Here is a 12,300-nt window from a genome sequence, read left to right as displayed (position 1 = left end):
AGGTGAGCAAAAGTATAGATACACGGTAACAGTTTGTAAAAACACAGTTTTTAGTCACAATATCCCAGAATCACTTTTCCGATTCGCATTTTGTCAACACCGTGGATCTGTTGGGGATAACCCTCTTAATGACTCAATAATCCACAGAAATCGGCGACACTACAAAATCATCATCTTTTCTTTTCTCTTTATTTATTTTTAAAGAGGGGACACTCCCGAAAGGAAAAATCATGGGTGAAATCCTCACGTCTCTGTATTTCTGGACCAAAGCGCTCCATATCATCGCCGTGATCACCTGGATGGCCGGGCTGTTCTACATGCCACGTCTTTTTGTCTATCACGTGGAACGTGCCGGCACTCAGGGCGACAGCCATGAGATTTTCCTGACCATGGAGATGAAACTGCTGAAAATGATCATCAACCCGGCCAGTATCGCGGTCTGGGTCTTTGGTCTGATGCTGATCTTCACCCCGGGAGTGGTGGACTGGTCGCAAATCTGGCCCTGGAGCAAAGCTGTGGCGGTTCTGGCGATGACCTGGTTCCATCACTGGCTTGGCTGGCGCCGCAGGGACTTCATTAACGGTACAAATACGCTGACAGGGCGGCAGTACAGGCTGATGAACGAGGTTCCGACGGTGCTGTTGCTCATCATCGTGCTGTCTGTGGTGGTGAAACCGTTCTAAGCCACGAGTTGACTCGAATCTTTTGGCGCCTTATGTGAGATTTAACCTGGCCGTCCGGCCGTGGGGATTCCCTATTGTCTTTTGCAACGCCCGGCGCATTTGCGTTCGCGTAGGATACCTGTCTGTATGAGCATTGAAACGCTGGCTCTCGCCGATCTGAAAAAACAAAGCCCCAAAGCGCTGGTGGCGATGGCAGAAGAGCTCGAGATCGAAAACGCCTCTACCATGCGTAAAGGCGAGATGATGTTCCAGATTCTCAGCGAACGTGCGGATGAAGGTTGGGAGATCTCCGGTGACGGTGTGCTGGAAGTGCTGCAGGACGGGTTTGGCTTCCTGCGCTCGCCCGAAGCCAACTATCTGCCGGGCCCCGATGATATCTATATTTCTCCGGAAATTATCCGCAAACATTCGCTGCGCACCGGGGACACAGTCGACGGCGTGGTGCAGGCACCCAGCGAAACTGAGCGTTATTTCACCATTATCAAAGTGGTGCTGATCAACTTTGAAGACCCGGAAAAGGCGCGCCACAAGATTGCTTTTGACAATCTGACGCCGCTCTACCCGGATGAACGTCTGAAAATGGAGGTCGAAAACTCCACCATCAAGGACCGTTCCGCCCGCATCATCGACCTGGTATCGCCGATCGGTAAGGGCCAGCGCTCGCTGATCGTGGCGCCGCCGCGCACGGGTAAAACCATGCTGCTGCAGAACATCGCCAATTCCATTGGTATCAACCATCCGGAATGTTATCTGATCGTGCTGCTGATCGATGAACGGCCCGAAGAGGTGACCGACATGCAACGCTCGGTCAAAGGCGAAGTGGTATCTTCCACCTTTGACGAACCGGCGACCCGCCACGTTGCGGTGGCGGAAATGGTCATCGAAAAAGCCAAACGACTGGTCGAGCACAAACGCGACGTGGTAATTCTGCTCGATTCGATCACTCGTCTGGGCCGTGCCTTCAACACCGTGGTGCCATCTTCCGGTAAAGTTCTGACCGGTGGTGTCGACGCCAACGCGCTGCAGCGCCCGAAACGTTTCTTTGGTGCTGCGCGTAACATCGAAGAAGGCGGCTCGCTCACCATCATCGCCACCGCGCTGATCGACACCGGTTCGCGCATGGACGAGGTGATCTTTGAGGAATTCAAAGGCACCGGTAACTCGGAAATCGTTCTGGACCGCAAAGTGGCCGACAAACGGGTCTTCCCAGCGATGGACATCCTCAAATCCGGTACACGGAAAGAGGAATTGTTGACCAATGCCAAGGACTTACAGAAAACTTATGTGTTGCGCCGCATCCTTAATCCGATGGGCACCACAGACGGGATCGAGTTCCTGATTTCCAAGCTGAAACAGACCAAATCCAACGAAGAATTCTTCGATTCCATGAACACATGAGCTGATGGATACAATTTACGCTCTTGCATCGGCCCGCGGCAAAGCGGGCGTGGCAGTGGTCCGGATTTCCGGGCCACAGGCGTTTTTGGCGACTCGTTCCCTGGCGGGTTCCTTGCCGGATATGCGCCAGGCCGCGCTGCGCATCCTGCGCGACGGGCAGGGTGAAATCCTCGACGAAGCTCTGGTGCTTTGTTTTCCCCATGGTGCCAGTTTTACCGGCGAAGACGTTGCTGAGCTGCAGATGCATGGCTCCATCGCCATCGTGAACGCGGTGCTGCGGCGCCTCTCAGAACTCGACGGGCTGCGCATTGCGGAGCCTGGCGAATTCACCCGCCGGGCGCTGGAAAACGAACGGCTGGATCTGGCGCGGGTCGAAGGGCTCGCTGATCTGATTGAGGCGGAGACCGAAGCGCAGCGTCGCCAGGCCCAGCGGCTGTTTTCCGGCGCGCTTGGCGAAAAAGCCGAACGCTGGCGGCAGCAGCTGATCCGCGCCGCGGCCCTGTTGGAAGCCACCATTGATTTTGTCGACGAAGACGTGCCGGTGGATGTCAGCCCGGAAGTGCTGGACCTGCTGGCGCGGGTCCGTCGCGATCTGGACGCCGAGATCAAAGGCTCCCATGTGGCGGAACGCATCCGCGAAGGCTTTGAGGTTGCCATTGTCGGCGCGCCCAACGCGGGCAAGTCTACGCTGCTGAACGCGCTCGCCGGGCGCGATGCCGCCATCACCTCGGAATTTGCCGGCACCACCCGTGACGTGATCGAAGTGCGCATGGACTTGCACGGGCTGCCGGTGACCTTTCTGGACACCGCCGGGTTGCGCGAAACCGAAGACCATGTCGAATCGATTGGCATTCAGCGGGCGCTGGAACGGGCGCGCGCTGCTGATCTGCGCGTATTCCTGCTCACTGGCGATGAGCTGCCGCAGTTGCAACCCGAGGCCGACGACATCATCGCCAGCAGCAAATCTGACCTGCTTGCGGGGCAGGGGCTGGCTGTTTCGGGCAAAACCGGCGCCGGCATCGGCGATCTGGTGCGCAAAATCACCGGTATCCTGGAAACACGCGCCTCTGGCGCTGCCACCGCCACCCATGCCCGCCACCGCGAGGCGATGCTGCGCGCATTGAAAGGTTTGGAATCGGCGCAGCTTGAGGTATTACATGGCCCCGACCGGGCCGAGCTGGCGGCGGAAGAAATGCACAGCGCAATCCGGGCGCTGGATTCGCTGGTGGGGCGGGTGGATGTTGAACACATCCTCGATGAAATTTTCGCCAGTTTTTGTCTTGGCAAATAACATGGCAGCTAACCTGGCACGTAAGGAGTGTTTCACGTGAAACATTGCGACTTTGATGTGGTGGTGGTGGGCGGCGGTCATGCCGGCGCCGATGCCGCCCATGCGGCGGCCCGGATGGGCGTGCGCACCGCGCTGATCACTCTGCGCCGGGCAGATCTTGGCGTAATGTCTTGCAATCCCGCTATCGGTGGGCTGGGCAAAGGCCATCTGGTGCGCGAGATCGATGCGCTGGACGGGGTGATGGGCCGTGTTGCCGACGTGGCTGCGATCCAGTACCGTTTGCTTAACCGGCGCAAGGGCCCGGCGGTGCAGGGGCCACGCGCTCAGGCCGACCGCAAGCTTTACGCCAGCGCCATGCAAACGGAATTTGCCAACCAGCAAGGCTTGACGGTGGTTGAGGGCGAAGCCGTTGACTTTTTGATGACCGGCGAACGCGTGAGCGGCGTTGTTCTTGCCGACGGGTCTGAGATCCGCGCCGGGGCGGTGATCCTGACCTCTGGCACCTTTCTGCGCGGCATCATCCATATTGGCGACGTGCAAAGCGCTGGCGGCCGTATGGGGGACCGTCCTTCGGTCAGGCTGGCCGAACGCATCGACGGGTTTAACCTGCCGCTGGGCCGGCTGAAAACCGGCACGCCGCCCCGGCTGGATGGCAAGACAATCCGTTGGGACGCGCTGGAAATGCAGCCCGGCGACGAAGATCCGGTGGTGTTTTCTTTCCTGAATTCCCGGCCCCAGGCCCGCCAGATCGCCTGTGGCATCACCCATACCAATGCTGTCACCCATGACATCATTCGCGAAAACCTCAATAAATCTGCGATGTATGGTGGTCATATCGACGGGGTTGGGCCGCGCTATTGCCCCTCAATCGAAGACAAGGTGGTGCGCTTTGCCGACAAGCACTCGCATCAGATCTTTCTCGAGCCCGAGGGGCTCGACACCAATATCGTCTACCCGAACGGCATTTCCACCTCGCTGCCGCTGCCGGTGCAGCAGGACTACGTGCGCTCGATCTTTGGGCTGGAGCAGGTCGAAATCCAGCAGCCGGGATATGCCATTGAATATGATTATATTGATCCGCGCTGCCTGACCCCGACGCTGGAGCTGCGCGATGTGCCCGGGCTCTATCTCGCCGGTCAGATCAACGGCACCACCGGTTATGAGGAGGCGGCCGCCCAGGGGTTGGTGGCCGGACTCAATGCTGCCCGCAAGGTCCAGGGCAGGGATGAGGTGATATTCAGCCGTGCCAACTCCTATATCGGCGTGATGGTGGATGATCTGATCACCCGCGGTGTGTCCGAGCCCTATCGCATGTTCACTTCGCGCGCCGAATTCCGCCTGTCCCTGCGCGCCGACAATGCCGATCAGCGGCTGACACCGCTTGCGATCGAACTTGGCTGTGCCTCGGAGCAGCGTAAGGCTGCCTTTACCACCAAAATGGAAGCGCTGTCGTCGGCGGAAACCCTGTTGAAAGACACAGCGTTCACCCCGCGCGAAGTTGGCGCCGCCGGCATTAAAACCTCCGCCGACGGCGTGCGGCGCAGTGCTTATCAGTTGCTGTCCTTCCCCGATGTGACCTGGGGTGATGTGGCCAAACTTGACCCGTCGTTTGATCAGGTGACCGGCGAGATCCGCGACCAACTGGCCAAAGACGCGCTTTATGCCAATTATATCGACCGCCAGGCCAAAGACGTTGCCGCAGTCAAACGGGATGAGCAGCAGAAAATTCCGGCGGACTTCAACTATGACGGGCTGAACGGGTTGTCCAATGAACTGTCCTCTAAATTGTCGCTGGTGCGGCCGCACACCCTGGCCCAGGCCGGCCGGGTTGAGGGCATGACCCCAGCTGCATTGACCCTGTTACTGGCCAAACTGCGCCAGAATGAACGAAAGTCCGCCTGAATGAGCAAATCAGCCTTTATCGCCGCCGTTGATGTTTCACGTGAAACAATGGCGCGGCTCGAAACCTATGAAGCGCTGCTGCGCAAGTGGAACCCAGCGATCAACCTGGTGGCCAAATCGACGCTGAAGGACCTGTGGTCGCGACATTTCCTCGATTCCGCACAGATCTTTGCGCTGGCGCAGGCACGCAGCGGCATCTGGGCCGATCTGGGCACCGGCGGTGGTTTTCCCGGCCTGGTGCTGGCGATCATGGCGGCGGAGCAGGCGCCGGATCTTGAATTTCATTGTGTTGAATCCGATCAGCGCAAGTCTACCTTCTTGCGCGCTGTGGTGCGCGACTGTGGCATCCGGGCGCAAATCCATGCCGAACGCATCGAATCACTGGCGCCGCTGCAAGCGGATGTGCTGACGGCACGGGCGCTGGCGCCGCTGGATCTGCTTCTCGGCTTCGCGGAACGTCATCTGAAGCCTGGTGGGCGGGCAATTTTTTCAAAAGGCGCAACAGAATACCGCGAACGCAGCATTGCGCTTGCGAACTGGAGCTTTGACGTTCAAGAATACCCGAGCAAGACAGATTCAAACGCCGTAATTCTCAGCATCGGAGATATCAGACGTGTCTGATCCCAGCCGGCCCAGGGCCCCGAAAATTATCGCCATCGCCAACCAGAAGGGCGGCGTGGGCAAAACCACCACCGCCATCAATCTGGGGGCAGGGCTGGTGGAAGAGGGCTTTAATGTGCTGCTGGTCGACCTGGATCCTCAGGGCAATGCCTCCACCGGGTTGGGCATTGAGGCCCATGACCGCGAATTCACCACCTATGACCTGCTGCTGGACGAAGCGCCGCTGTCTGATGTGATCCGCGCCACCAGTATTGAGGGGCTGTATATCACCCCGGCCACCATTGATCTCAGCTCGGCTGACATGGAAATGGTGTCCAATGAAAAACGCAGCTACCTGCTGCATGACGCCCTGCGCCAGACCGCGATGGACGCCTATGGTTTTGATTACATCCTGATTGACTGTCCGCCCTCACTCAGCCTGCTGACGGTGAACGCGATGGTGGCGGCAGATTCGGTGATGGTGCCGCTGCAAAGCGAGTTTTTCGCGCTGGAGGGCCTGTCTCAGCTGATGCTGACGATCCGCGAAGTGCGCAGCACCGCCAACCCCAACCTGCGCATTGAGGGCGTGGTTCTGACCATGTATGACGCGCGCAACAACCTGTCTTTGCAGGTGGAATCTGACGCCCGTGACAATCTTGGCGATCTGGTGTTCAAGACCGTGATCCCACGCAATGTGCGCATCAGTGAATCACCGTCCTTCGCGCTGCCGGTGTTGGATTACGACAGCAATTCCAAGGGCAGTATCGCTTATCGTGCGCTGGCGGCCGAGTTGTCGCGCCGCAATACATAAGCGTTACCAGGCAGAGGCAGAAAAGGGAGCAGAATATGGCTTTGAAAAAACAACGGGGACTCGGGCGCGGCCTGTCGGCGCTGATGGCGGATGTGGCACCGGTTGAACCTGCGATCACTTCTGACAGCCGGAGCGCGCGCCGCCCCGATATGCTGCTGCCGATCGATCAGATTATCCCCAACCCTGACCAGCCGCGACGCCGTTTTGAACCCGGCGATCTCGATGATCTGGCCAATTCGATCCGTGAAAAAGGCGTGATTCAGCCGCTGATCGTGCGGCCGGACCCGCAGGATGCGAAAAAATTCCAGATTGTTGCCGGCGAGCGCCGCTGGCGTGCCTCGCAAATGGCGCGTTTGCACGAGCTGCCGGTGTTACTGCGCGATTATGACGATACCGAAGTTCTGGAAATTGCCATTATCGAGAACATCCAGCGTGCCGATCTGAATCCGGTGGAAGAGGCCGCCGGCTATCGGCAGCTGATGGAGAAGTTTGGCCACACCCAGGAGAAACTGGCGGAGGCGCTTGGCAAGAGCCGCAGCCATATCGCCAATCTGATGCGGCTGTTGAATCTGCCGGTCGACGTGCAGGATCTGTTGCAGGAGGGCAAGCTGTCCTCAGGCCATGCCCGGGCGCTGATCACCTCAGAGAACGCGTCAGAACTGGCGCGCAAAGTGGTCTCCAAGGGCCTGTCTGTGCGCGATACCGAAAAACTGGTCAAGGGACCGGGACCAAAACGCGCCCCGGGCAGCCCGCGCAGCCGGTCGGTGACAGAAAAAGACGCCGACACACGGGCGCTGGAGCTTGACCTGTCGGCGGCGACGCGTCTGGAAATTTCGATCAACCACACGCCCGGTACGGAATCCGGCGAAGTGGTGATCAAATACAGCACACTCGATCAACTCGACCAGTTGTGTGGAAAACTTTCCAGTTAGGGTAGAGTTTGCGCGGTTACGGCAGTAATTCGCGCAAAATTCCGTTTAACACCGGTTGACCGGCCTTAGTGACCCGTAAAATACCCGATTGTTTTTCCACCAGGCCGTAACTGGTTAACTCATTGATTTTAGGCGTTAAATCATGGTTTGACAGGGTGGAAAACCGGGTCAGGTCGATCCCTCTCGTCACCCTCAGCCCCATCATCAGGTACTCCCATGCCTGATCTTCACCAGAGAGAGTAGTTTTTACTACGTCTCCGCTGTCTTTTTCTGTAACCGCATTGAGCCAGGCCGCCGGCGCCCGGATCGCCTCAGTACCGTAGCGCTGGCCGTCGAGCGTCAGTCGACCATGCGCCCCGGGGCCAATGCCGGCGTAATCGCCATAAGACCAGTAGATCATATTGTGACGCGACTCCTCGCCAGGGGCGGCGTGGTTGGACGTCTCGTAGCCGGGCAGGCCGGCGGCGTCGGTGAGCTCCTGGGTGGCAAAATACATATCCGCGGCCCGGTCGTCATCCGGCAGGCCTTTCAGCCGGCCACGGGCATAGCGGTCACCAAAGGCAGTGCCCTGCTCAATGGTCAGCTGATAAAGCGACAGGTGATCCGCTGCCATGCTGATGGCTTCGCGCAGCTCGGCCTGCCAGGCAGCAAGCGTCTGGTCCTGACGCGCATAGATCAGATCAAAGCTGATGCGTTCAAAAGTATTGCGCGCGATGTCAAAGGCGTGGCGGGCCTCTTCAACTGAATGCAACCGCCCAAGGGCGCGCAAGTCGCTGTCATTCAGCGCCTGGATGCCCATCGACACCCGGTTAACGCCGGCGTCGCGAAAGCCGCGAAAACGGCCGGCCTCAACCGATGTCGGGTTGGCTTCAAGGGTGATTTCGATGTCATTGCCTTGGGGCCAGCAAGCGCGCACCTCTTCAAGGATCGCAGCGACCAGCTCCGGATCCATCAGGCTGGGGGTGCCGCCGCCAAAAAACACCGAATTCAGCACCCGGCCAGGTGTCAGCGCCGCGACGCGCCGCAGTTCTGAAATATAGGCGTTGCGCCAGGCATCAGTCTCTATTTCAGCTGAAACATGAGAATTAAAATCGCAATAAGGGCATTTTGAGGCGCAGAACGGCCAGTGGATATAGAGCCCAAAGCCGCCGTTGCGCCAGTCCTCAGCCCTCGTCAACGGGGCAGGTGCGGCCTGTGGGCTTTGGACCAGGGCACTCATCCTTTGAACGCCGTCACTTCGATCTCGATCTTCATTTCCGGCCTGATCAGACCCGCAATCACCATGGTCGCGGCGGGGCGGATGTCGCCAAGCGCTTCGCCCAGTGCTGGCACCAGCTCTTCGACCAGAGCGCTGTCGGTGACGGTATATTGTACCCGCACAGAGTCTTTGAGCCCAAATCCGGCCTCTTCCAGCACTTTGGAAATGGTGGCAAAACAGTTGCGCGCCTGATCCGCAACGGATGCCGGCATTTCCATGGTGGCATAGTCATAGCCAGTGACGCCGGAGACAAAACACCAGTCGCCCTGGACCACAGCGCGGGAATATCCCATGGTCATTTCAAAGGCGGAACCAGTTGAAATCAGTCGTTTTTCAGAAGCCATCTTAACTCTCCAGACAGGCGGTCACAAATTTCGCAAAAGCATCGGCCCGGTGGCTCATATCCGACTTATTCACCGGATCCATTTCACCAAAGGAGATGTCATGGCCCTGGGGCACAAACATCGGGTCATAGCCAAAACCCTGGCTGCCACGCGGCGGCCAGACCATGCGGCCCTCAACCGTGCCGGCAAAGATCTCGTCATGACCGTCGGGCCAGGCCAGGCACAGTGTACAGCAAAAGCGCCCGCTGCGGGGCTCAGAGGCATTGGCCGCTTGCAGCGCGGTCCAGACCTTTTCCATCGCCATCGGAAAGTCACGCCCCGTCGGTGTTTCGGCCCAGTCAGCAGAATAGACCCCAGGATCGCCCAAAAGCGCGTCCACTTGCAGCCCGCTGTCGTCCGACAGCGCCGGCAGGCCGGACGCCCTGGCGGCAAAATGCGCCTTTATGCGGGCGTTGCCGGCAAACGTGTCCTCGGTCTCGGCGGGCTCGGCCAGGCCAAGATCGCCGGCCGAGACCACTTCAATGCCAAAGGGCGCCAGCAGAGCACCGATTTCGCGCAGTTTCCCGGCGTTGTGCGACGCCAGGACGATTTTCTTTTCCGTCAGCTTGCGCATCAGGCCACAGCCGCGTTCTGTACGGCCACCAGTTCAGAGACGCCTTTTTCGGCGAGATCCAGCAACTCGTTCATCTGCGCCCGGTTGTAGGTCGACCCCTCGGCGGACATTTGCACTTCCACCATCTGGCCGTTGCCCAACAGGATAAAGTTGCCATCCACCCCGGCTTCAGAATCTTCGGGGTAGTCCAGATCCAGCACCGACTGGCCGGCATAGATGCCACAGGACACGGCGGCCACGTTGGAAATCAGCGGATCAGAAGTGATATCACCGGCTTTCAGCAGCTTGTTGACCGCGAGCCGCAGCGCCACAAAACCACCGGTGATCGAGGCACAACGGGTACCGCCATCGGCCTGGATCACGTCACAGTCGATGGTGATCTGACGTTCACCCAGCGCCACACGGTCGACACCGGCACGCAGAGAACGACCGATAAGCCGTTGAATTTCCACGGTACGGCCGCCTTGTTTGCCGGCAGTTGCTTCGCGGCGCATGCGCGAATCCGTGGCGCGGGGCAGCATGCCGTATTCCGCAGTCACCCAGCCCAGACCGGAGTTGCGCAGAAACGGCGGCACCCGGGGCTCGATGGTGGCGGTGCACAGAACATGGGTGTCGCCCATACGGATCATGCAGGATCCTTCGGCATGTTTGGTCACACCTGTTTCAATGGAAACAGCACGCATTTCGTCGGTCTTACGGCCAGAGGGGCGCATAGGATGTCCTTTCTTTTACTGGCGCAGACATAGGCACGGCGCGGTGCACCGTGCAACCCTCATTGACCCCGGGAGCATATGGTTTTTAATAGGGCGCGGGAAAATTGTGGACGATCAGGGTAGAGATGAGCAACAGCGGCAAAATACTGGAAGAAATGAACGACCGGTCGCGCGAAGTGTTCCGCCGGGTGGTCGAAGGCTATCTGCGCTCGGGGGAGCCGGTGGGCTCGCGCACCCTGACGCGGTCGCTGGAAGAAAATGTCTCCGCCGCCACCATCCGCAATGTGATGTCCGATCTGGAGCATCTGGGCCTGCTCGACAGCCCCCATATATCTGCCGGCCGGATCCCGACCCAGCAGGGGCTGCGCATGTTTGTCGACGGCCTGCTTGAGATCAACACTGTGACGCTGGCGGACCGGGAAAAAATGGAGGCCACCGTCACGGGCGACCGTGACGTGCATGGCATGCTGGACCGGGTCGGCTCGATGCTTTCTAACATGACCCATGGCGCCAGCCTGGTTCTGGCCCCCAAACACGAAGCGCCGATCAAACATATCGAATTTGTCTCTCTGGCACCGGACCGGGCGCTGGTGGTGCTGGTCTTTGGCGACGGTCATGTGGAAAACCGGGTGTTTAAACCCAGCCCGGGTCAGACCCCGTCCTCGATGCGGGAGGCAGCGAATTTCCTCAACGCGCTGGCCGAAGGCTGTACCCTGTCGGAACTGGGCGGGGTGATTGCGCGCGAAATTTCGTCCCGGCGCCAGGAGCTGAACACGCTGGCGGCGGAAATGGTGGAAAACGGTCTGGCGATCTGGGACGGGGATTCGGGCAACTATGAACGGCTGATTGTGCGGGGGCGTTCCAACCTGCTGGACGAATCCGGCGACCTGGACCGCATCCGCTCGTTGTTTGATGACCTCGAACAGAAGCGGGATATCGCCAATTTCCTTGAATTGGCCGAGCAAGGCGACGGGGTGCGCATTTTTATTGGCTCCGAGAACCAGCTTTTTTCACTTTCGGGTTCCTCTTTGGTGGTATCTCCCTATATGAACGCTGATCGCAAGATAGTAGGTGCCGTTGGTGTGATCGGTCCGACCCGTCTGAATTATGGGCGGATCGTGCCGATTGTGGATTATACGGCGCAATTGGTCGGAAAACTGATCTCCGATCAGGGCTAAGGAATGAGAAATGGCTGAGCAGAAAAACGAAGAATTTCTGGATGACATCGATGCGCTGGAAGCGGCGATGGATGAACAGTTCGCCGCAGAGGAAGATCCTGTGCAGGCGGGTGTAGATGCAATCATCGCCGAGCGCGACGAATATAAAGACCGTTTCATGCGGGCGCTGGCGGATGCGGAAAATTCGCGCAAACGCTCGGAACGCGACCGGCGTGAAGCGGAAAACTATGGCGGTTCCAAACTGGCCCGCGATATGGCGCCGGTGTACGACAACATGAAACGCGCCATCGATACTATCACCGAAGAGCAGCGCGGCGCCCATTCGGCGCTGATCGAAGGCATTGAGCTGACCCTGCGCGAATTGCTGTCGGTGTTCAACAAACACGGGATTCAGGTGGTGACGCCTGCCGTAGGCGATCGCTTTGATCCCAAAGTTCACGAAGCGATGTTTGAAGCGCCGGTGCCTGGCACCAAGTCCGGAGACATCATCCAGGTGATGGGCGAAGGCTTTGTGCTGCATGAGCGCTTGCTGCGTGCCGCCCAGGTCGGGGTCAGTTCCACCCCCGCCTGATCAATC

At 58.9% G+C, this 12,300-nt stretch carries 13 protein-coding genes; 9 read left to right on the top strand and 4 right to left on the bottom strand.

All coding sequences use genetic code 11. The features are described 5' to 3' along the window. The first annotated feature begins 230 nt into the window (after window positions 1-230). The 7 genes from DWA01_RS16460 (at window position 231) to DWA01_RS16430 (ending at window position 7,617) form a co-directional block, all read left to right on the top strand. The gene (locus tag DWA01_RS16460) at window positions 231-683 is read left to right on the top strand and encodes a CopD family protein (RefSeq protein WP_114286893.1); all 453 of its coding nucleotides are present in this window, start codon (window positions 231-233) and stop codon (window positions 681-683) included. A 126-nt stretch (window positions 684-809) separates the two neighbouring features. Then, window positions 810-2,081, top strand: coding sequence for a transcription termination factor Rho (gene rho / locus DWA01_RS16455; RefSeq protein ID WP_114286892.1), 1,272 nt, complete (start codon window positions 810-812; stop codon window positions 2,079-2,081). Between the two features lie 4 nt (window positions 2,082-2,085). Next, on the top strand, window positions 2,086-3,372 hold the full coding sequence (mnmE, locus tag DWA01_RS16450) for a tRNA uridine-5-carboxymethylaminomethyl(34) synthesis GTPase MnmE (protein ID WP_114286891.1): 1,287 nt from the start codon (window positions 2,086-2,088) through the stop codon (window positions 3,370-3,372). Window positions 3,373-3,399: 27 nt separating this feature from the next. Further along, window positions 3,400-5,274: a tRNA uridine-5-carboxymethylaminomethyl(34) synthesis enzyme MnmG gene (gene mnmG, locus DWA01_RS16445; protein ID WP_114286890.1), complete on the top strand. Its 1,875-nt coding sequence runs from the start codon at window positions 3,400-3,402 to the stop codon at window positions 5,272-5,274. Next, complete coding sequence (gene rsmG, locus DWA01_RS16440; protein ID WP_114286889.1) at window positions 5,275-5,895, top strand: 16S rRNA (guanine(527)-N(7))-methyltransferase RsmG; 621 nt, start codon at window positions 5,275-5,277, stop codon at window positions 5,893-5,895. Then, window positions 5,888-6,685, top strand: a complete 798-nt coding sequence (locus DWA01_RS16435) for a ParA family protein (RefSeq protein WP_114286888.1) — start codon at window positions 5,888-5,890, stop codon at window positions 6,683-6,685. Before rsmG ends, DWA01_RS16435 begins: the two co-directional genes overlap by 8 nt. A gap of 35 nt (window positions 6,686-6,720) precedes the next feature. Further along, window positions 6,721-7,617, top strand: a complete 897-nt coding sequence (locus tag DWA01_RS16430; RefSeq protein ID WP_114286887.1) for a ParB/RepB/Spo0J family partition protein — start codon at window positions 6,721-6,723, stop codon at window positions 7,615-7,617. A 16-nt stretch (window positions 7,618-7,633) separates the two neighbouring features. Here DWA01_RS16430 and hemW read toward each other — a convergent pair whose 3' ends face one another. Genes hemW through rph form a run of 4 tightly spaced genes read right to left on the bottom strand, consistent with a single transcriptional unit; the run spans window position 7,634 to window position 10,545 of the window. Beyond that, the gene (gene hemW, locus DWA01_RS16425; protein WP_114286886.1) at window positions 7,634-8,836 is read right to left on the bottom strand and encodes a radical SAM family heme chaperone HemW; all 1,203 of its coding nucleotides are present in this window, start codon (window positions 8,834-8,836) and stop codon (window positions 7,634-7,636) included. Further along, entirely contained in the window at window positions 8,833-9,219 is a 387-nt protein-coding gene (locus DWA01_RS16420; protein WP_114286885.1) for a RidA family protein, read from the bottom strand. Before DWA01_RS16420 ends, hemW begins: the two co-directional genes overlap by 4 nt. A gap of 1 nt (window position 9,220) precedes the next feature. Then, complete coding sequence (gene rdgB, locus DWA01_RS16415; protein ID WP_114286884.1) at window positions 9,221-9,832, bottom strand: RdgB/HAM1 family non-canonical purine NTP pyrophosphatase; 612 nt, start codon at window positions 9,830-9,832, stop codon at window positions 9,221-9,223. Beyond that, entirely contained in the window at window positions 9,832-10,545 is a 714-nt protein-coding gene (gene rph / locus DWA01_RS16410; protein WP_114286883.1) for a ribonuclease PH, read from the bottom strand. The genes rdgB and rph overlap by 1 nt, the downstream gene beginning before the upstream one ends. 125 nt (window positions 10,546-10,670) lie before the next feature. Between rph and hrcA the strand changes: the two genes are divergently transcribed. Together hrcA and DWA01_RS16400 are read left to right on the top strand one after the other, a co-directional pair. Then, complete coding sequence (gene hrcA / locus DWA01_RS16405) at window positions 10,671-11,723, top strand: heat-inducible transcriptional repressor HrcA (RefSeq protein ID WP_114286882.1); 1,053 nt, start codon at window positions 10,671-10,673, stop codon at window positions 11,721-11,723. Window positions 11,724-11,733: 10 nt separating this feature from the next. Beyond that, complete coding sequence (locus DWA01_RS16400; RefSeq protein WP_114286881.1) at window positions 11,734-12,294, top strand: nucleotide exchange factor GrpE; 561 nt, start codon at window positions 11,734-11,736, stop codon at window positions 12,292-12,294. Window positions 12,295-12,300 lie beyond the last annotated feature (6 nt).

The sequence above is a fragment of the Candidatus Halocynthiibacter alkanivorans genome (assembly GCF_003333265.1).
GTDB lineage: Bacteria > Pseudomonadota > Alphaproteobacteria > Rhodobacterales > Rhodobacteraceae > Halocyntiibacter_A > Halocyntiibacter_A alkanivorans.
Note: the sequence above shows the minus strand (reverse complement) of the source record. Positions and strands in the feature narration are given on the sequence as shown.

Excerpts from the sequence above, each read along its gene's own strand:
- DWA01_RS16460 (WP_114286893.1), top strand. The coding sequence starts at position 231 with ATGGGTGAAATCCTCACGTCTCTGTATTTCTGGACCAAAGCGCTCCAT.
- rho (WP_114286892.1), top strand. The coding sequence starts at position 810 with ATGAGCATTGAAACGCTGGCTCTCGCCGATCTGAAAAAACAAAGCCCC.
- mnmE (WP_114286891.1), top strand. The coding sequence starts at position 2,086 with ATGGATACAATTTACGCTCTTGCATCGGCCCGCGGCAAAGCGGGCGTG.
- rsmG (WP_114286889.1), top strand. The coding sequence starts at position 5,275 with ATGAGCAAATCAGCCTTTATCGCCGCCGTTGATGTTTCACGTGAAACA.
- DWA01_RS16430 (WP_114286887.1), top strand. The coding sequence starts at position 6,721 with ATGGCTTTGAAAAAACAACGGGGACTCGGGCGCGGCCTGTCGGCGCTG.
- hemW (WP_114286886.1), bottom strand. The coding sequence starts at position 8,836 with ATGAGTGCCCTGGTCCAAAGCCCACAGGCCGCACCTGCCCCGTTGACG.
- DWA01_RS16420 (WP_114286885.1), bottom strand. The coding sequence starts at position 9,219 with ATGGCTTCTGAAAAACGACTGATTTCAACTGGTTCCGCCTTTGAAATG.
- rdgB (WP_114286884.1), bottom strand. The coding sequence starts at position 9,832 with ATGCGCAAGCTGACGGAAAAGAAAATCGTCCTGGCGTCGCACAACGCC.
- rph (WP_114286883.1), bottom strand. The coding sequence starts at position 10,545 with ATGCGCCCCTCTGGCCGTAAGACCGACGAAATGCGTGCTGTTTCCATT.
- hrcA (WP_114286882.1), top strand. The coding sequence starts at position 10,671 with ATGAGCAACAGCGGCAAAATACTGGAAGAAATGAACGACCGGTCGCGC.
- DWA01_RS16400 (WP_114286881.1), top strand. The coding sequence starts at position 11,734 with ATGGCTGAGCAGAAAAACGAAGAATTTCTGGATGACATCGATGCGCTG.